The sequence below is a fragment of the Streptomyces sp. NPDC002867 genome (assembly GCF_053591895.1).
In genome coordinates, this window is record NZ_JBSFUR010000049.1 from 23900 (window position 1) to 43583 (window position 19684).

13 protein-coding genes, 1 tRNA gene and 1 rRNA gene are annotated in these 19684 nt (G+C 69.8%); 3 read left to right on the forward strand and 12 right to left on the reverse strand.

Annotation, left to right across the window (positions count from 1 at the left end):
* Positions 1-110: 110 nt before the first annotated feature.
* Complete coding sequence (locus ACWD0A_RS29680) at positions 111-911, forward strand: Fpg/Nei family DNA glycosylase (RefSeq protein WP_451303047.1); 801 nt, start codon at positions 111-113, stop codon at positions 909-911.
* 32 nt (positions 912-943) lie between these two features.
* Complete coding sequence (locus tag ACWD0A_RS29685) at positions 944-1756, forward strand: SDR family NAD(P)-dependent oxidoreductase (RefSeq protein WP_451303049.1); 813 nt, start codon at positions 944-946, stop codon at positions 1754-1756.
* Here ACWD0A_RS29685 and ACWD0A_RS29690 read toward each other — a convergent pair.
* The 10 genes from ACWD0A_RS29690 to ACWD0A_RS29735 all read right to left on the reverse strand — a co-directional run bounded on the left by ACWD0A_RS29690 (position 1704) and on the right by ACWD0A_RS29735 (position 16372).
* Complete coding sequence (locus ACWD0A_RS29690; RefSeq protein WP_451303051.1) at positions 1704-1943, reverse strand: hypothetical protein; 240 nt, start codon at positions 1941-1943, stop codon at positions 1704-1706. The two genes, ACWD0A_RS29685 and ACWD0A_RS29690, sit on opposite strands and share 53 nt — an antisense overlap.
* Before the next feature lie 193 nt (positions 1944-2136).
* On the reverse strand, positions 2137-2607 hold the full coding sequence (locus ACWD0A_RS29695; protein WP_451303053.1) for a Dps family protein: 471 nt from the start codon (positions 2605-2607) through the stop codon (positions 2137-2139).
* 146 nt (positions 2608-2753) lie between these two features.
* The gene (locus ACWD0A_RS29700) at positions 2754-3137 is read right to left on the reverse strand and encodes a helix-turn-helix domain-containing protein (protein WP_177151709.1); all 384 of its coding nucleotides are present in this window, start codon (positions 3135-3137) and stop codon (positions 2754-2756) included.
* Positions 3138-3246: 109 nt separating this feature from the next.
* A complete protein-coding gene (locus ACWD0A_RS29705; RefSeq protein WP_451303056.1) occupies positions 3247-3756 on the reverse strand; it encodes a CinA family protein in 510 nt (169 codons plus the stop codon).
* Complete coding sequence (gene pgsA / locus ACWD0A_RS29710; protein ID WP_451303058.1) at positions 3753-4439, reverse strand: CDP-diacylglycerol--glycerol-3-phosphate 3-phosphatidyltransferase; 687 nt, start codon at positions 4437-4439, stop codon at positions 3753-3755. Before pgsA ends, ACWD0A_RS29705 begins: the two co-directional genes overlap by 4 nt.
* Entirely contained in the window at positions 4436-5902 is a 1467-nt protein-coding gene (gene rimO / locus ACWD0A_RS29715; RefSeq protein ID WP_451303060.1) for a 30S ribosomal protein S12 methylthiotransferase RimO, read from the reverse strand. The genes pgsA and rimO overlap by 4 nt, the downstream gene beginning before the upstream one ends.
* Positions 5903-6003: 101 nt before the next feature.
* Positions 6004-6825: a helix-turn-helix domain-containing protein gene (locus ACWD0A_RS29720; protein WP_451303062.1), complete on the reverse strand. Its 822-nt coding sequence runs from the start codon at positions 6823-6825 to the stop codon at positions 6004-6006.
* 189 nt (positions 6826-7014) lie between these two features.
* Positions 7015-9822 (reverse strand): DNA translocase FtsK, encoded by a 2808-nt coding sequence (locus tag ACWD0A_RS29725; protein WP_451303064.1) that lies wholly within the window; start codon positions 9820-9822, stop codon positions 7015-7017.
* A gap of 135 nt (positions 9823-9957) precedes the next feature.
* Positions 9958-10641: a response regulator gene (locus ACWD0A_RS29730; RefSeq protein WP_177151715.1), complete on the reverse strand. Its 684-nt coding sequence runs from the start codon at positions 10639-10641 to the stop codon at positions 9958-9960.
* A 274-nt stretch (positions 10642-10915) separates the two neighbouring features.
* Entirely contained in the window at positions 10916-16372 is a 5457-nt protein-coding gene (locus ACWD0A_RS29735; RefSeq protein WP_451303067.1) for a HAMP domain-containing protein, read from the reverse strand.
* Between the two features lie 268 nt (positions 16373-16640).
* Here ACWD0A_RS29735 and ACWD0A_RS29740 point away from each other — a divergent pair, with 268 nt between their 5' ends.
* Positions 16641-19295: a SpoIIE family protein phosphatase gene (locus ACWD0A_RS29740; protein ID WP_451303069.1), complete on the forward strand. Its 2655-nt coding sequence runs from the start codon at positions 16641-16643 to the stop codon at positions 19293-19295.
* 52 nt (positions 19296-19347) lie between these two features.
* Here the strand turns inward: ACWD0A_RS29740 and ACWD0A_RS29745 are convergent.
* A tRNA-Thr gene (locus tag ACWD0A_RS29745) sits at positions 19348-19420 on the reverse strand.
* A 178-nt stretch (positions 19421-19598) separates the two neighbouring features.
* Positions 19599-19684 (reverse strand): 5S ribosomal RNA (rrf, locus tag ACWD0A_RS29750); the annotation flags it as partial.

Sequence of the window (19684 nt, forward strand, 5' to 3'; positions counted from 1 at the left end):
CGCACCCGCCTCCCCACCCGACCGGCGCCCGTGCCCGAGGCACCGGCGTACCTCCGGGCAGGCCCCGGCGGCGACGGCCCACTCCCCCGCCGTCGCGCATCATGGATGCCATGCCCGAAGGAGACACCGTCTGGCTGGCCGCCCACCGCCTGCACAGCGCGCTGGCCAACCGCGTGCTGACAAGATCCGATCTGCGGGTGCCCCGGTTCGCCACGGCGGACCTCACCGGCCGGACCGTCCTGGACGTCACCCCGCGCGGCAAGCACCTCCTCACCCGCATCGAGGGCGGCCTCACGCTGCACTCGCATCTGCGGATGGACGGTTCCTGGCAGGTGTACGGGACCGGTGAGCGCTGGCGCGGCGGCCCCGCGCACCAGATCCGTGCCGTCCTCGGCAACGAGGCGTACACGGCGGTCGGTTACCGCCTGCCCGTCCTGGAGCTGCTCCGGACCACCGACGAGGAGCAGGCCGTGGGCCATCTGGGCCCCGATCTCCTCGGCCCCGACTGGGACCCGGACACAGCGGTGGCCAACCTCCTCGCCGACCCGGCCCGCCCCCTCGGCGAAGCCCTTCTCGACCAGCGCAATCTCGCCGGCATCGGCAACGTCTACAAGTCCGAGCTGGCCTTCCTGGCCCGCGTGACGCCCTGGCTCCCTGTCGGCGAGCTGCCCGCCGACACGCTCGCCCGTCTCGTGGCCACCGCCCAGCGGCTCCTCGAGGCCAACAAGTCCCGTCCCGACCGGGTCACCACGGGCCGCCGCGGCCCCGGGCAACGGCTGTACGTCTACGGCCGTGAAGGCCGGCCGTGTCCGCGCTGCGGCGCCCCGGTGCGCAAGGCCGACCAGGGAGACGGCAGCCGCGAGCGCCCCACCTACTGGTGTCCGGGCTGTCAGGCGGGTCCACCTGATTGACGGTCCGTCAGATATGGCCGTACGGTCCGCTCATGGGTCTCTCGGCGTACGACCTCAGCGGCCGGACCGCGTTCGTCACCGGAGCCGCGGGCGGCATCGGCCGCGCCTCGGCCGTCCTGCTCGCCGAGGCGGGGGCCGTCGTGCACTGCGCCGACATCGACGAGAAGGGCCTCGCCGAGACCGCGTCCCTGATCCGCGGGACCGGCGGCACCGCCGTCACCCACACCGTCGACGTCACCGACCGGTCGCAGGTCAGGTCCGCGGTCGACAGCACGGGAGGACTCGACATCGTGGCCGCGATCGCCGGGATCATGCACACCAGCACGGTGCTCGACACCCGGGACGAGGACCTCGACCGTGTCCTGGCGGTCAACTTCAAGGGCGTGCTGTACACCTGCCAGGAGGCGGCCCGCGCCATGATCGCCTCGACTGTCCGGCCGGCCGAGGGTCCGCGGCCACGCGACACCGGCGAAAGCCGCAGCCGCGGCTCGATCATCACCATGACGTCCGGAGCCGTCGACGCGGCCCAGGCGGGGCTGCTCTGTTACAGCGTGGCCAAGGCGGCAGTCGTCCAGCTCACCAGGACCCTCGCGACCGAGCTCGGGCCGCACGCCGTCCGCGTCAACGCGGTGGCCCCCGGGTGGGTCCGCACCCCCATGACGAACCGTCACGAGGCAAGGGTCCAGGAGCAGGTCGAGGCGGCACTCATCCGGATGTCGCCGCTGCGCCGCGTCGGCGAACCGGAGGACATCGCGCACACGGTGCTCCACCTGGCGTCCGACGCCTCGTCGTTCACGACGGGTCAGATATGCCGTCCGAACGGCGGCGTCGCCATGCCCTGGTGACGCCGCGGGCCGCCGAGACATGGACGGGCAGCAGGCTCAGCCCCCAACCACCCGCCGCCACCGCCCCCTCGATGACCCCCGCGTGCTCCGGCACCAGAGCCAGCCGAAGGACGGCCCACCACCACACCGCGCCCGCCACGAGCCCGAGCAGCGCGACGGGCACGAGAACCGCTGTGCGTATCGCCATGCCGCCTCCTCCGGGCCACGCTAGCGGGGCGGGCACGATCGCCGGGAGGGCGCACGGGTGGCGGCGCCCGGCGCTCGAACGGCCGCGTCCGCCCGGCCGACCGGCACCGGGAGCCGCCGGAACCCCTCACCCAATGCCCTCATCGCGAGCACCGCAGGCGCGGCATCGCGAACTCTCCGAGCCCCGCCGCCCGTTACACGGACTCCGCCTGGAACATCCACGCGTGCTTCTCGAGGTCGGCCGTCAGACCGATCAGGATGTCCTGGCTCACGGGGTCCGGCTTCTCCGTCGCGTCAATGCGTTCCCGCATCCGGCCGATGACCGCGCCCAGCGCGTCGACCAGGGTCCGCACCGCGTCCACGTCCTTGATCCAGCCGTCCGGCACGGATCCGATCGCGCTCTGCGCGGCCACCGTCGAGGCCCGCCCGTCCGGCGTCACACCGATCGCCGACGAACGCTCGGCCACCGTGTCGGAGTGCTGACGCGCCGTGTCGACGACCTCGTCGAGCTGCAGGTGGACCGACCTGAAGCGCGGACCGACCACGTTCCAGTGGACCTGCTTGGCCACCAGGGCCAGATCGATCAGATCGACCAGCGCACCTTTCAGCGCGTCGCCGACCGTCTTGAGATCGGCCTCGGACAGAGGGCTCTTCACGACAGACATGCGTGTCCTCCCTTGGGGTACGCGACTACGCTCCACGATCGCACAACTACACAAAAGGGTCATTCGGGGGCAAGAAGAAGGCCCCGACCGGTACTCGCGTACCACTCGGGGCCTGCCTCAAACCCAGTCGTGCAGTGCCTTACGGATCAGGCGGCGACGACGTCGACCGCTTCCGTGGGCGCCTTGATCGTCACCCGCTCCGTCGGCACTCCTGCCACCGACGTCACGGAGACGGAATTGAGCATCGGGCGTACCGGTGCAGGCACCGGCTCGGTGGCGGCTGCCGACTCGGCCAGTTCGGCCAGAGACAGCTCGTCGCTCACCTCACGCATGAGCTCGGACATCCGTACGTCAAGCGCGTCGCAGATGGCGGAGAGCAGCTCGGAGGATGCCTCCTTCTGCCCCCGCTCCACCTCGGAAAGATAGCCGAGCGAGACTCGGGCGGACGAGGAGACTTCGCGCAGAGTACGGCCCTGGCGTTGGCGCTGCCGACGCAGCACGTCACCAAGCAGGCGACGGAGCAGAATCATCGGTGGCTCCCTCCTCGGACCGCGTAGCCGCATCCTTCTCGCCCCACCGTACCGCCTCGCGCCGCGGCCGTGCGGGGAGCGATGTCGTGTTCACTCAGGGCTGCAAACATCAAGTCCCCCCGTTCTGTTCCGTATCCTGTGTCCGCGCATTCCCGTGAAGTTCGTCAGAGAGCAGGTCGAGCACTCTGCGTACACTCTCTCTACGGATTTCCTCCCGGTCGCCGTTCAACCGCAATGCGGCCACTTTCCCGGCTCCGGAAGGTCCCGAAACGGCAACATAGACCGTGCCGACCGGCTGTCCGTCCTGCGGTTCGGGGCCGGCGACACCGGTGGTCGCGATGCCCCAGACGGCGTCCAGACGGCCCCGTACACCGGCCGCCATCTGCGCCGCCACCTCCGCGTCGACCGCGCCGCGCTCGGCCAGAAGGGTCCCGTCCACGCCCAGCAGATCCCTCTTCAGGGTGGTCGCGTAGGCCGTCACGGACCCCCGGAAGGACTGCGAGGCTCCTGGCACCTCCGTCAGCTGCGCGGCCACCAGACCGCCCGTGAGGGACTCGGCGACGGCCAGCGTCTCACCACGCTCCGCAAGCAGCGCCAGCACGCGAGCCGCCGTGTTCACCGTTCCGCGTCCTCGGCCCCGGTCCGCGCCGCCCGGGCCGCGCGCTCCTGCGCGAGCCCCTTGCGCCTCAGGACGATCGCCTGTCGCACGTAGTCGAGACCGGTGAGCACCGTCAGAACGACCGCGAGCGCCATCACCCAGAAGCGCAGGGTCGCCAGCGGACCGGTCAGCGCCAGCACGTACATGCCGACCGCGGTGCCCTGCGCGAGCGTCTTCATCTTGCCGCCGCGACTGGCCGGAATGACCCCGTGCCGGATCACCCAGAACCGCATGAGCGTGATTCCGAGCTCGCGGAAGAGGATGACGCCGGTCACCCACCACGGCAGGTCACCGAGAGCCGACAGGCAGATCAGCCCGGCCGCCATGATCGCCTTGTCGGCGATGGGGTCGGCGATCTTCCCGAAGTCGGTGACCAGGTTGTACGTCCGTGCCAGATGGCCGTCGAAGATGTCCGTGATCATGGCGACGGCGAACGCCGCCCAGGCCCACGCACGCCAGGCGGGGTCGTAGCCGCCGTCCTGGAGCATCAGCACCACGAAGCCCGGCACCAGCACCAGGCGCACCATGGTCAGGATGTTGGCGATGTTCCACAGGCTGGCCTGGTTGACGGCCGCAGCGCCCAGCTTGCCGCCGGGCGCCGGCCTCCCGGTGCCGCCCGCAGCGGATGCCGGCACTCCGGTCATCTGCCCGCCTCCTCGCCGAGACACTGCGCGACCAGATCGACGCCCTCCGTACCCACGACCTTCGCCTCGACCATCCGGCCGGGCACCAGGCCCTCGGGGGAGGTGAACAGCACCTGGCCGTCCGTCTCCGGCGCCTGGTGCGCGGCGCGCCCCGTGGCGCCGTCCTCGTCGTCCACGCTTTCGACGAGTACTTCGAGGGTCTCACTCATGCGCTCCTCGGCGCGCTGCGCGGTGAGCTCCTCCGCGAGTCTCGACAGGTGCGCGAGGCGCTCGGCGATGACGTCCTCGTCGAGCTTGTTGTCGTAGGAGACGGCCTCGGTGCCCTCCTCGTCGCTGTAGCCGAAGACGCCGATGGCGTCGAGGCGGGCGGCGCCCAGGAAGCGTTCCAGCTCGGCGAAGTCGGCCTCGCTCTCGCCGGGGAAGCCGACGATGAAGTTGGACCGCACACCTGCCTGGGGGGCCTTGGACCGGATGGTCTCCAAAAGCTCCCAGAAGCGCTCCGTGTCGCCGAACCGGCGCATGGCGCGCAGCACGCCGGGGGCGGAGTGCTGGAAGGACAGGTCGAAGTACGGTGCGACCTTGGGCGTCGAGGTGAGCACGTCGATCAGGCCGGGGCGCATCTCCGCGGGCTGCAGGTAGCTCACGCGGACGCGCTCGATGCCGTCGACGGCGGCCAGCTCGGGCAGGAGCGTCTCGAGGAGACGGATGTCGCCGAGGTCCTTGCCGTACGAGGTGTTGTTCTCGGAGACCAGCATGATCTCCTTGACGCCCTGTTCGGCCAGCCAGCGCGTCTCGCCGAGCACATCGCTCGGGCGGCGCGAGATGAAGGAGCCGCGGAAGGACGGGATGGCACAGAAGGTGCACCGGCGGTCGCAGCCGGAGGCCAGCTTCACGGAGGCGACGGGGCTGGTGCCGAGGCGGCGGCGCAGCGGCGCACGCGGACCGGACACCGGCGCGACGCCGTCGGGGAGGTCCTCGGGCGCCGGTGCGACGTCACCGTGGCCGGGCAGGGCAACCTCGGTGGCCTGCTGGCGCTCCACGGGGCTCAGCGGCAGCAGTTTGCGCCGGTCGCGCGGGGTGTGGGCCTCCACGCTGCCGCCGCTCAGGATGGTCTGGAGGCGGCTGGAGATGTCGGCGTAGTCGTCGAAGCCGAGGACGCCGTCGGCCTCGGGCAGTGCCTCGGCGAGCTCCTTGCCGTACCGCTCGGCCATGCAGCCGACCGCGACGACGGCCTGGGTACGGCCATGATCCTTGAGATCGTTGGCCTCCAGCAGGGCGTCGACGGAGTCCTTCTTGGCGGCCTCGACGAATCCGCAGGTGTTGACGACGGCGACATCTGCGTCGGAGGCTTCCTCGACGAGCTCCCAGCCGTCCGCTGCCAAGCGGCCTGCGAGCTCCTCCGAGTCCACCTCGTTACGGGCGCAGCCAAGAGTGACGAGGGCGACGGTACGGCGTTCGGGCATGGACTCAAGACTACTTTGTCCCGGCCCGCGCCCCTGCCCCGAGGGTTCTCCGTACCGTTGGCCCCCGTCGTCCGCCCGTGGGCCGGGCGCTCCCGGGCCGGTCAGCCGGCCGCGGGGTCGCCCTTGGTGTAGGACAGCCGCTCGACGCCGCCCATCTCGAAGTCGCCCTCGACCTTCTTGCCGTTGACGAACAGCTCGATCGCGCCCGCGTTGCCGAGGATCAGATCGACGCGCTCGTCGTCCTGGAAGGTCTTGGACTCGCCCTTGAGCAGCGTGCCGTCGAAGAGCAGCTTGCCGTTGTGCGACTTGGCGGAGATCCAGCTCTTGTCGTGGGTGGCGGAGAGCTTCACCGTGACCTTGTCCTTGGGCACCGCCGCGATGGCGCTGTCCGAGGGGTCCGGCTTGGGGTCGGCCGGCTTGGTCCCGCCCGCCTTCGTCGGGGTGGGCTTGGCCTCGGGCGCCGGACCCTCCGCGACCTGGGTGCCCTGGCCGTTGCCGTCGCTGAAGAGCGTGAAGCCGGCGAAGCCGACCACGACGACGATGGCGGCGACCATGGCCGCGGTCCAGTTGGGCCGTCGTCGCTCGGGACGGATGCGTTCGGCTTCGAACAGCGGTGCGGCGGACGTCGGCGAAGGGCGCCCGCCGTGCTCGGCGTCGTACTGCTCGACCAGCGGTTCCGGATCGAGCCCGACGGCGCGTGCGAGCGTGCGGATATGACCGCGCGCGTACACGTCGCCGCCGCAGCGGGAGAAGTCGTCCTCCTCGATCGCGTGCACGATGGGGATGCGCACCCGGGTGGAGGAGCTGACCTCGTCGACGGTCAGGCCGGCGCCGACACGCGCCTGCTGCAGGATGTGACCGATCGACGGCCGGGCGTCTTCGACGGAAGGCCGGTTGTCTTCGGGGGAGTTGCCGATGGACACGGGGGCGCCTTTCGAGCGTGTAGCCACCTGCTGGAGGTTCAGTCTATGGGTGGTACGAAAGGGTGGGGCAACCGGGCGGCGGGACTTTGTACGCCATCGGAATGGCCGCAGTTCCCAGGGGCGGAACACCGTTCTGTCCCTCCCTCCAACTTGACGTACGACCAAGGGAGACGGTTGCTCCCGAAACCCTTACGAGAGAGTCTCTCCCCGGATCACGGCGAGCACTCCATCCAATTCGTCCGGTTTCACGAGAACGTCACGCGCCTTGGACCCCTCACTGGGGCCGACGATGTTGCGCGACTCCATGAGGTCCATCAGCCGGCCGGCCTTCGCGAAGCCCACGCGCAGCTTGCGCTGGAGCATCGACGTGGAGCCGAACTGTGTGGAGACGACCAGCTCAGCGGCCTGGCACAGCAGGTCGAGGTCGTCGCCGATGTCCTCGTCGATCTCCTTCTTCTGCTTCGTGCCGACCACGACGTCGTCGCGGAAGACGGGGGCCATCTGGTCCTTGCAGTGCTGTACAACGGCCGCGACCTCTTCCTCTGTGACGAAGGCGCCCTGCATACGCGTCGGCTTGTTGGCCCCCATCGGCAGGAACAGCCCGTCGCCCTTGCCGATGAGCTTCTCCGCTCCCGGCTGGTCGAGGATGACCCGGCTGTCCGCGAGCGAGGAGGTCGCGAACGCGAGCCGTGAGGGCACGTTCGCCTTGATGAGGCCGGTGACGACGTCGACCGAGGGCCGCTGGGTCGCCAGTACCAGATGGATGCCGGCCGCGCGCGCCAGCTGCGTGATGCGCACGATGGCGTCCTCGACGTCCCTCGGGGCGACCATCATCAGGTCCGCGAGCTCGTCGACGATGACCAGCAGGTACGGGTACGGCTGGAGCTCTCGCTCGCTGCCCTCGGACGGCTTGACCTTGCCGTTGCGCACGGCCTGGTTGAAGTCGTCGATGTGCCGGTACCCGTAGGCCGCGAGGTCGTCGTAGCGCAGATCCATCTCGCGCACCACCCACTGCAGGGCCTCGGCGGCCCGCTTGGGGTTGGTGATGATCGGCGTGATCAGGTGCGGGATGCCCTCGTACGCGGTGAGCTCGACCCGCTTGGGATCGACGAGCACCATCCGGACGTCCTCCGGGGTCGCTCTTATCATCACCGAGGTGATCAGGCAGTTGATGCACGACGACTTGCCGGAGCCGGTGGCGCCGGCGACCAGGACGTGCGGCATCTTGGCGAGGTTGGCCATCACGTAGCCGCCCTCGACGTCCTTGCCGAGCGCCACGAGCATCGGGTGGTCGTCCTCGGCAGCGTCCGCGAGGCGCAGCACGTCGCCGAGGTTGACCATCTCGCGGTCGGTGTTGGGGATCTCGATGCCGACCGCGGACTTGCCGGGGATCGGCGAGATGATCCGCACGTCGGGGCTCGCGACCGCGTACGCGATGTTCTTGGTCAGGGCCGTGATGCGCTCGACCTTCACGGCCGGGCCGAGCTCCACCTCGTAGCGGGTGACCGTCGGGCCACGAGTGAAGCCGGTGACGGCCGCGTCGACCTTGAACTCCATGAAGACGTTGGTCAGCGAGGCGACGATCGCGTCGTTGGCGGCACTGCGCGTCTTGCCCGGGCCGCCGCGCTCCAGCAGGTCCAGCGAGGGCAGCGCGTACGTGATGTCGCCCGACAGCTGCAGCTGCTCGGCGCGCGCCGGCAGGGGCTGGGACTCCTCGGGCGCCGGCTTCGTCAGGTCGAGTACGGAGCCCTTGGCCGCCGGCTTCGTCAGGTCGGGTACGGGGCCCTGGGCCGCCGGCTTCTGCGGCTCCGGCCCCACCTCCTCGGGCTCGCGCGCGGTGGGTACCTGCGAGGCCGCCCGCCGGCGCTCGGCGGTGACGTCGCGCGTGAGGTCGGCGACGAGCGGGGAGGGCGGCATGCCGTTCAGCACGGCTCCGTCGAGAGCGGCCGCCGCGGCCGCGGCGACGTCCACGGCGTCCATCTCGCGTCCCATGGCGGGCTGCACCGACGGCCGGCGCGGTCGTCTGCGCCGTTGGAGCGCCTCCTGCTCGGCGTGATCGTGATCGTGGTCGTAGGCGTCGGCCTCGTCCGGGCGGCGCGCGGTGGAGCGACGCTGACGGCCGGGCAGGGACTCGCGCCACTGCTCGTCGTAGCGCTGGTCGTAGCGGGTGCCCTCATCGGGCTCGGGCGCGGCGTCGACCAGGCCGAGCTTGGAGCCGAGCAGGCGCAGGCGCTGGGGGATGGCGTTGACGGGAGTCGCGGTCACGACGAGCAGGCCGAAGACGGTGAGCAGCACCAGCAGCGGGACCGCCAGCACCTCGCCCATCATGAAGATCAGCGGCTTGGAGGCGGCCCAGCCGATCAGGCCGCCGGCGTCCTGCATGGCCTCGGTGCCGTCCCCGCGGCCGGGCGATCCGCAGGCGATGTGGACCTGGCCGAGCACGCCGACGACGAGCGCGGACAGACCGATCACGATCCGTCCGTTGGCGTCGGGCTTCTCGGGATAGAGGATCAGCCGCACGCCGATCGCGCCGAGCAGCAGGGGGACGAGCAGATCGAGGCGTCCGAAGGCGCCCGTCACCAGCATCTCGACGAGATCGCCGACCGGTCCGCGCAGATTCGACCAGGTGCCGGCCGCGACGATGAGCGCGAGGCCCAGGAGCAGCAGCGCGAGGCCGTCCTTGCGGTGCGCCGGGTCAAGTCCCTTGGCGCCGCGCCCTATCCCGCGGAACATCGCGCCCACCGCGTGGGCGAGGCCGAGCCACAGGGCGCGCGCGAGCCGGTACACGCCCCCGGTGGGCGACGGTGCGGGCTTCGGCGCAGCCGTCTTGCGGGCCGCGGCCTTCTTCGCCGGTGCCCTCTTCGCGGGTGCGGACTTCTTCGCAGCGGTCTTCTTGGCGGGCGCCGCCTTCTTCGCCGCGCCGGTCGTACGGCCGGCGCGCGGCTTCGCGGTGCCCGCCGTGCCCTGGGAACCCTTGCCGGACGTACGTGAGGCCATGGTGGTGAGGTTACCGGTGTTGACGGCAGCGGACACGTGTGCCCACTGCTTCACCCGTTCGTGTCGTGCCTGCAGCGGCAGTGAACTGACGCTCCCTCAGGGGCTGGTGGCCTCTGTGGCGCCGCCCGCCACGAATCAGCTCTGGGACGGCAGCGTCGGCGCGCCCCCGCCGGTGCCGGGCTCCAGCGCGTCGAGCGCGCGGCGCAGACCGGTGAGCTTGCGCTCGAGATGGGCGGCGGTCGCCACCGCCGCGGCGTCGGCGGAGTCGTCGTCGAGCTGCTTGGACAGCGCCTCGGCCTGCTCCTCAACTGCCGCGAGCCTCGCCGAGAGTTCCGCGAGGAGGCCGGCGGGCTCGCGACTGCCGCCCGATTCGGCCTGGCCGGCGCCCTCCAGCTGGAGCCGCAGCAGTGCCGCCTGCTCCCGCAGTTGGCAGTTCTTCATGTAGAGCTCGACGAACACCGACACCTTGGCGCGCAGCACCCAGGGGTCGAACGGCTTGGAGATGTAGTCGACGGCACCTGCGGCGTACCCACGGAAGGTGTGGTGGGGGCCGTGGTTGATCGCGGTGAGGAAGATGATCGGGATGTCACGGGTCCGCTCACGCCGCTTGATGTGCGCGGCGGTCTCGAAGCCGTCCATTCCCGGCATCTGAACATCCAGCAGAATGACCGCGAAGTCGTCCGTCAGCAGCGCCTTGAGCGCTTCCTCCCCTGACGATGCCCGCACCAGTGTCTGATCGAGCGCGGAGAGGATGGCCTCCAGCGCGAGCAGATTCTCCGGCCGGTCATCGACCAGGAGGATCTTGGCCTTCTGCACCATGCCCCGTCCTCCTCGCCCCGGCATGGGGTCTCTCCGGCTCGAAGAGCCGGAGGACGCACCGGGCGCCGCCCCAGGGGACGACTCCCTTGCGTCGCCCGTCCTTGTGCCGGTCATCGTAGCCGCACCCCGCCCGTCGCCACACCCTGTCACCGTGATGTCACTGTGCACGCACCAAAAACGTGGGGGGAGATCGGATAGTTCCCCGAAAATCTCAGCCCCACACGCTTTCGAACGCGATCGATCAGCAACAACCAGTGATTCGGGCGGGGCCCGCTCACTTGACGTTCATCCACTGCTCCATCACGGAGAGAAGATGGTCGGGATCGACCGGCTTCGTCACGTAATCCGATGCTCCGGACTCGATCGCCTTCTCCCGGTCCCCCTTCATCGCCTTCGCTGTCAGGGCGATGATCGGCAGACCCGCGAACTGCGGCATCCTGCGGATCGCCGTCGTCGTCGCGTACCCGTCCATCTCCGGCATCATGATGTCCATCAGTACGACTGTCACATCATCGTGCTGCTCCAGGACTTCGATGCCCTCACGGCCGTTCTCCGCGTACAGCACGGACAGGCCGTGCTGCTCGAGCACGCTCGTCAGAGCGAACACGTTGCGGATGTCGTCATCGACGATCAGCACCTTCTCGCCGTCGAACCCGAACACCCGCCGCTCCTCGGCCCCCTCCTGCCCGGCCGTCGCATCGCCCCACGGCTGCGCCTCCCCGGCCTGTGCCTGCCGCCCGCTCCTCGCGTTCAGAGCCTTGCGGCGCCGGCGCAGCAGCGCCGCCGGGCCCACGGGGGGCTCGGCCGGACGCGAGGGAGCGGTCCGCACCTGTGCGCCCACGTCCTCCGCGTCCATCTCCTCGTCCTGTGCGCCGCCCGTCCCGGGCTCGAGCTGCGGGTACCCGTGCGGCGGCAACTCGGTCGGCTGCAGCGGCAGGTACAGCGTGAACGTGGAGCCGCGGCCCGGCTCGCTCGCCGCGTGGATCTCGCCGCCGAGCAGCCGCGCGATCTCCCGGCTGATCGACAGACCCAGACCCGTACCGCCGTACTTCCGGCTGGTCGTGCCGTCCGCCTGCTTGAACGCCTCGAAGATCACCCGCATCTTGCCGGCCGCGATCCCGATGCCCGTGTCCGTCACCGAGAAGGCGATCAGATCCGCGTCCGCGTCCCGCAGCGAGCCCGCCTCCAGCAACTGCTCCCTGATCGACTGCGGCACATCGGCGCCGGCCGGCCGGATCACCAGCTCGACGGCGCCGCTGTCGGTGAACTTCACCGCGTTCGACAGGAGATTGCGCAGCACCTGGAGCAGCCGCTGCTCGTCGGTGTGCAGCGTCGCCGGCAGCTCCGGGGAGACCCGGACCGAGAAGTCGAGCCCCTTCTCCGCCGTCAGCGGCCGGAACGTCGCCTCGACGTAGTCGACGAGCTGCACCAGCGCGATACGCGTCGGACTGACGTCCATCTTGCCCGCCTCGACCTTGGACAGGTCGAGGATGTCGTTGATCAGCTGGAGCAGATCGGAACCGGCGCCGTGGATCGTCTCCGCGAACTCCACCTGCTTCGGCGAGAGATTGGCGTCCGCGTTGTCCGCGAGCAGCTTCGCGAGGATGAGCAGCGAGTTGAGCGGCGTCCGCAGCTCGTGCGACATGTTCGCGAGGAACTCCGACTTGTAGCGCATGGAGACCGCGAGCTGCTCCGCCCGCTCCTCCAGCACCTGCCGCGCCTCCTCGATCTCGGTGTTCTTCACCTCGATGTCGCGGTTCTGCTGCGCCAGCAGCTCGGCCTTCTCCTCCAGCTCGGCGTTGGACGCCTGGAGCGCCTTCTGCCGGTTCTCGAGTTCGGCGGAGCGCTCGCGCAGCTGCTCCGTGAGCTCCTGCGACTGCTTCAGCAGCACCTCGGTCTTGGTGTTGACGCTGATCGTGTTGACGCTCGTGGCGATCATCTCGGCGATCTGGTTCAGGAAGTCCCGCTGGATCTGCGTGAACGGCTGGAACGACGCCAGCTCGATGACGCCGAGGACCTTCCCCTCGAACAGCACCGGAAGGACGATCACATACGCCGGCGACGCCTCACCGAGCCCCGATGAGATCTTCAGATAACCCGGCGGCACATTGACCTGGATCGTCCGCTTCTCCTCCGCCGCCGTACCGATCAGGGTCTCCCCCGGCCGGAACGACGTCGGCATCAGCCCCGCCGAGTAGCCGTAGCTGCCGCGCATGACCAGCTCGTACGACTCCCCGCCGTCCGGCACCTCCTGGCCGCTGCCCGTCGGCATCGCCAGGAAGAAGGCGCCGTGCTGCGCCGAGACGACCGGAGTGAGCTCGCTCATGATCAGCGAGGCCACGTCGTCCAGGTCGCGCCGGCCCTGCATCAGACCGGAGATACGGGCCAGGTTGCCCTTCAGCCAGTCCTGCTCCTCGTTGGCGAGGGTGGTGTCGCGCAGATTCGCGATCATCGTGTTGATGTTGTCCTGGAGGACCTGGATCTCGCCCGCCGCGTCCACGTCGATCTTCAGGTTCAGATCGCCGCGGGTCACCGCCGTGGCGACGGCCGCGATGGCGCGCACCTGCCGGGTCAGGTTCCCGGCCATCTCGTTCACCGACTCGGTCAGGTCGCGCCAGGTGCCGTCGACGTCCCGCACCCGCGCCTGACCGCCCAACTGCCCGTCGGTGCCCACCTCACGGGCCACGCGCGTGACCTCCTCGGCGAACGACGACAGCTGGTCGACCATCGTGTTGATCGTCGTCTTCAGCTCCAGGATCTCGCCCCGCGCATCGATGTCGATCTTGCGCGTGAGGTCGCCCTTCGCGATGGCGGTGGTGACCGTGGCGATCTGCCGCACCTGGCCGGTGAGGTTGGAGGCCATGGAGTTCACCGACTCGGTGAGGTCCTTCCAGGTGCCGGATACGCCCGGCACGTGCGCCTGACCGCCCAGCCGCCCGTCGGTGCCCACCTCACGGGCCACGCGGGTCACCTCGTCGGCGAAGGACGACAGCGTCCGCACCATCGTGTTGACCGTGTCCGCGAGCTCGGCCACCTCGCCGCGCGCCTCGACCGTCACCTTCTTGGTCAGGTCACCGTTGGCGACCGCCGAGGAGACCCGCGCGATGTTGCGCACCTGGTTGGTCAGGTTGTTGGCCATCAGGTTCACGTTGTCGCTGAGGTCCTTCCAGATGCCGGTGACGCCGCGCACCCGCGCCTGGCCGCCCAGCACACCTTCCGTACCCACCTCGCGGGCGACCCGCGTCACCTCGTCCGCGAAGTCCGACAGCTGGTCGACCATCGTGTTGACCGTCGTCACCAGCTCCAGGATCTCGCCCTTGGCGTCGACGGTGATCTTCTTCGACAGGTCGCCCTTGGCGACCGCCGTCGTGACCTCGGCGATGTTGCGCACCTGGCTCGTCAGGTTGTTCGCCATGAAGTTGACGGACTGCGTGAGGTCCTTCCAGGTGCCGGAGACGCCCTGCACCTCCGCCTGGCCGCCGAGGATGCCCTCGGTGCCCACCTCGCGGGCCACCCGGGTCACCTGCTCCGCGAAGTTGGAGAGCTGGTCGACCATCGTGTTGAGCGTGTTCTTCAGCTCCAGGATCTCGCCGCGCGCGTCCACGTCGATCTTCTGCGACAGATCACCGCGCGCCACCGCCGTCGCCACCTGGGCGATGTTGCGCACCTGGCCGGTGAGGTTCTCGGCCATGCCGTTCACCGAGTCCGTCAGATCGCGCCACACGCCGGCCACCCCGGGCACCTGCGCCTGACCGCCCAGCCGCCCGTCGGTGCCCACCTCGCGGGCCACCCGGGTCACCTGCTCCGCGAACGCGGAGAGCTGGTCGACCATCGTGTTGATGGTGTTCTTCAGCTCCAGGATCTCGCCGCGCGCGTCCACGTCGATCTTCTGCGACAGATCACCGCGCGCCACCGCCGTCGTCACCTGTGCGATCTGGCGCACCTGGGACGTCAGATTGCCGGCCATGAAGTTGACGGAGTCCGTCAGCTCCTTCCACGTACCGCTGACGCCGTCCACGCGGGCCTGACCGCCGAGCCGGCCCTCGGTGCCCACGTCCCGGGCCATCCGCGTGACCTGGTCGGCGAACGAGGACAGCTGCGCCACCATCGTGTTGACGGTGTTCTTGAGCTCGAGCATCTCGCCCGCGACGTCGACCGTGACCTTCTGCGACAGGTCACCGTTGGCCACCGCCGTCGTCACCTGCGCGATGTCTCTCACCTGCCCGGTGAGGTTGCGGAACGCGGTGTTCACCGAATCGGTGAGGTCCTTCCACGTGCCCGCCGCACCCGGCACCTCGGCCTGCCCGCCCAGCCGGCCCTCGACGCCGACCTCCCGGGCCACCCGGGTCACCTCGGAACCGAACGACTGGAGCTGGTCCACCATGGTGTTCACGGTGTTCTTCAGCTCGAGCATCTCGCCCGCGACGTCGACCGTGACCTTCTGCGACAGGTCACCGTTGGCCACCGCTGTCGTCACCTGCGCGATGTCCCTCACCTGGGTGGTCAGGTTACGGAAGACGGTGTTCACCGAATCGGTGAGATCCTTCCACGTGCCCGCCGCACCCGGCACCTGCGCCTGACCGCCCAGCAGTCCCTCCGCGCCGACCTCGCTGGCCACACGCGTGACCTCGTCCGCGAACGTCCGCAGCGTCTCGGTCATCTGGTTGATCGTCTCGGCGAGCTGCGCCACCTCGCCGCGCGCGCTGACCGTGACCTTCTGCGACAGATCACCGTTGGCCACCGCCGTGGTCACCTCGGCGATGCCCCGCACCTGGGACGTCAGGTTGCCGGCCATCGTGTTCACCGAATCGGTGAGGTCCTTCCACACGCCGGCCACACCCGGAACGGTCGCCTGACCGCCCAGCTCACCCTCCGTGCCCACCTCGCGGGCAACCCTCGTCACCTCGGAGGAGAAGGACTGGAGCTGGTCCACCATCGTGTTGACGGTGTTCTTCAACTCCAGCATCTCGCCCGCCACATGGACGGTCACCTTCTGCGACAGGTCCCCCTTGGCGACGGCCGTCGTGACCAGCGCGATGTCCCGCACCTGAGCGGTCAGCCGGTACGCCATGGTGTTGACGGAATCCGTGAGATCCTTCCACGAACCGGACATTCCGCGCACCTGGGCCTGGCCGCCGAGCTTGCCCTCGGTACCCACCTCCAGTGCGACCCGCGTCACTTCGTCGGTGAACGCCGACAGCTGGTCCACCAGGCTGTTCACCGTACGGGCGACCTTGAGGAACTCGCCCCGCAGCGGCCGCACCGTGCCGTCCTGGCCGTCGGTCGACTGCGAACGCAGCTCCATGCGCTGGTCCAGATCGCCCTCGGCGACCGCCGACAGCACACGGCCGACCTCGGAGACGGGCCGCGCAAGGTCGTCCACCAGCTCGTTGGAGGCGTCGATTGCGGCGGCCCACGAGCCCTCGCAGGCCCCGGTCTCCAGCCGTTCTGTGAGTTTTCCCTCGCGACCGACCATCCTGCGGACGCGCGCGATCTCCCCGGTGAGATGCAGATTACGGTCCGCGACCTCGTTGAAGACCGCCGCGATCTCGGCCATGACGCCGTCGCCGGACACCGTCAGGCGACGGCGGAAGTTCCCGTCGCGCATCGCCACCAGAGCCGACATCAGTCGGTTCAGAGCCGCTGTGTCGACTTCGGTTGTCCCATTGTTCCGGGACCGTCCGCCTTTCGCGCGCGCATCCTTGCCACGCGCCGCCACGCCAGACTCCACCGTGTCCCTCCCGCAGGGGTTGACCGTACTGCCCGGGCATACTCAAGAAGCCTGCCCAGTGTTTCACCATGCCGGAACCAGGCCATAACAGTTCGGCAGCTTCGCATAGCGTCCCCACCCCCGGAGGGCGGAAACAGCCGTAACCGGCATCCGCTCGGACAGCGAAGGTAAGTAACCTGGCATCCGGCTGTCCAACCGCCCCGGTCCGCCCGGCGGGGGCGGTGCGGTGCATCTACGACCACCGGGCACGGGGAGGGGCAAGCCGATCATGGCAGAGCCGGGCGTCGAGACGCGTACGAGGAGTTCTGTGATCACCGCGCGGGCGGCCGCCAGCTTCGACCCCGTCGGGCGGTCCGTCGCGACCGCTCGTGCCTTTGTCCGCGACACCCTCCAGGGCTGGGGGTACTCGGACGTCGTCGACGACGCCGTGGTCCTCACCAGTGAGCTCGTCACCAACGCCGTCGTCCACGCGGGCACCTCGGCCGACGTCCTGTGCCTGCGCAGCGAGGACGGCGTCCGGATCGAGGTCGCCGACCGCTACCCGGAACGCGAGATCCCGATCCAGGGCAGCGGCCGTCACTTCGGCAGCCCGGACCGGGAGAACGGCCGCGGCCTGCTGCTGTGCGCGGCACTCGCCTCCCGATGGGGGGTCGAGTACACGCCCACCCACAAACGGGTCTGGTTCCAACTCGACCTGCCGCAGCGCATGGTGGGCACGCGGTCCGCCGGCCCCGCCCTCCCCACGGCCGTGCTCCCGGTCGCCGACGAACGGGTGCGCGTGGCCGTGACCCAGATCGACCGCAGCGGGTCGATCGTCGTATGGAACGAGGACGCCGAGCGCCTCTTCGGCTACCCGTCGGAACAGGTCATCGGCAAACCGCTCACCGACTTCGCCGCCTGGCCGCAGACCCCCGGCATCGGCACCGGCATCGCCGAGGCACTGCGACTCTCCCGCTGGGAAGGCAGCTACGGCATCCGCGGAACGGACGGCCGCGTCGTTCCCGTTTACGCCTCCCACCTGCGGGTACGCGACACGAAGGGTGAGCCGTCCACGGTCTGTCTCCTCGTACGCGACGACGAGCGGGCCATTCTGCAGACCCCTCACCGCACTCCGGGCTCCGACCACGGCTCCGAGAACCGCGCGACCGACCCGTTCGAGGTCTTCATCGGATCGCCCGCCCCGGACGATCTTGACGGCCTGCTCCAGCGCACCGTCGAACGAGCCCGGGACATGCTCGACGGCGACGCCGCCTTCCTGCTCCTCGCCACCGACGACGAGACCGAGCTGGAAGTGCGCGCCACCACCGGACTCCCTTCGGCACGCCAGCGCTTCGCCCGCGTCCCGGTCGAGGCCGGCACGGGCCGCTACGGCTCGGCGCGCATGCCCGCCGTCCACGAGGATCTCACCGCCGTTCCCGGCGCCGTGCCTCTCCTCAACTCCACCGGCATGCGCTCGGTCGTCACCGTCCCGCTCAAGGTCGAGGGCCGGCTCACCGGCTCCCTCGGCGTCGCCGCCGAATCCGCGGGCCGCTACACCAACGAGGAGGCGCTGCGGCTGCAGTTCGCCGCCGACCGTATCGCCCTGGCCGTCGAGTCGGCACGCCTCGGCGAACTGGAACGACTGCGACGCGGCTCCCTGTCCTTCCTCGTCGAGGCGTCCGACCTGCTCGCCGGCACTCTGGACCGCGACCAGACCCTGGCCCTGATGGCCCAGATGACGGTCCCCACCCTCGCCACCTGGTGCGCGGTCTACACGATCGCCGACCAGTCGTCGGAGCCGTACCTCAGCTATGTGCTCCACGAGGACGAGGACCGCATCGACGGTCTCAAGGCCCTCCTGTCCGGGATCGATCCCCCGGACCCCGTACCGACACCGGGCGCCCGCGTGTGGAACGCGCCCGCAGAGACCGCACAGCGCGCCGCTCTGCTCGCCTCCAAGCGCGAACTGGGCCTCGGTTCCACTCCGCCGGTCTCCTCCGGCATCGGCACGACGCTGGCGACGGCCGCGGCCGTCGGCGGCGAGACCGTCGTTCTCCCGCTCGTCGCGAGGAACCGCGTCATCGGCATGCTCACGCTCGGCAAGCCGTCCGACGACCACTTCCGCCAGGAGATCCTGGAACTCGCCGAGGACCTCTCACGCCGGGCCGCTCTCGCCCTCGACAACGCCCGCCTCTACTCCGAGCGCATGGCGATCAGCCAGTCCCTGCAGCGCAGTCTGCTGCCGCCCGAACTGCCGCAGATCCCGGGCGTCGAGGTCGAGGTCATCTACCGCGCCGCCGGCGAGGGCAACGAGGTGGGCGGCGACTTCTACGACCTCTTCCCGATCCGCGACGGCGTCTACGGCTTCGCCATCGGCGACGTCTGCGGCACGGGCCCGGAGGCCGCGGCCGTCACCGGCCTCGCACGCCACGCCCTGCGGCTGCTGGCTCGTGAGGGCTTCGGCGGCCCCGCGGTGCTGGAGCGGCTCAACGCCGCCATCCTCGACGAGGGCGCCCGCAGCCGATTCCTCACGCTGCTGTACGGGGAGTTGTGGCCGCAGGAGGACGGCAGCGCCGTCCTCAAGGTCGTGTGTGCCGGCCACCCGCTGCCGCTGCGCCTGCGCCAGGACGGCACCGTGGAGCCGGCGGCCGACCCTCAGCCGCTGCTCGGCGTGATGGACGACCTGGAGCTCTACGAGCAGGTCGTGACGCTGGATCCGGGCGACGTCCTGCTGTGCGTCACGGACGGTGTGACCGAGCGCCGCGAGGGCACGCGCATGCTGGGCGACGACGGCCTTTCCGACGTCTTCACCACGTGCACGGGCCTGACGGCGGGGGCGGTGGCGGCCCGCGTGCTCAGGGCGGTCGAACGCTTCGCCGCGGAACCGGCATCGGATGACATGGCGATCCTGGCGATGCGCGTCCACGAACCGCACCAGGACTGACCGAACGCGGAAGGCCCCCCGCCATGATGGCGGGGGGCCTTCTTGATTGCGGAGCCCCCAAACGGAATCGAACCGTTGACCTTCTCCTTACCATGGAGACGCTCTGCCGACTGAGCTATAGGGGCCTGTTGCTTTCGCGGTGTTCCTCGCGGCAACGAGATGAAGCATAGCCCATCCGTACGGGCGATTCCAAAACGTGTGAGCGCCTTGGTGCCGAGCCGGCGAGCGGGACGCCAGGGCAGCAGCGGAACACAGAAAAGCCTCAACCCCCGGACCGCATCCGGGGGTTGAGGCTCAATGATTGTTCGGCGGCGTCCTACTCTCCCACAGGGTCCCCCCTGCAGTACCATCGGCGCTGAAAGGCTTAGCTTCCGGGTTCGGAATGTAAC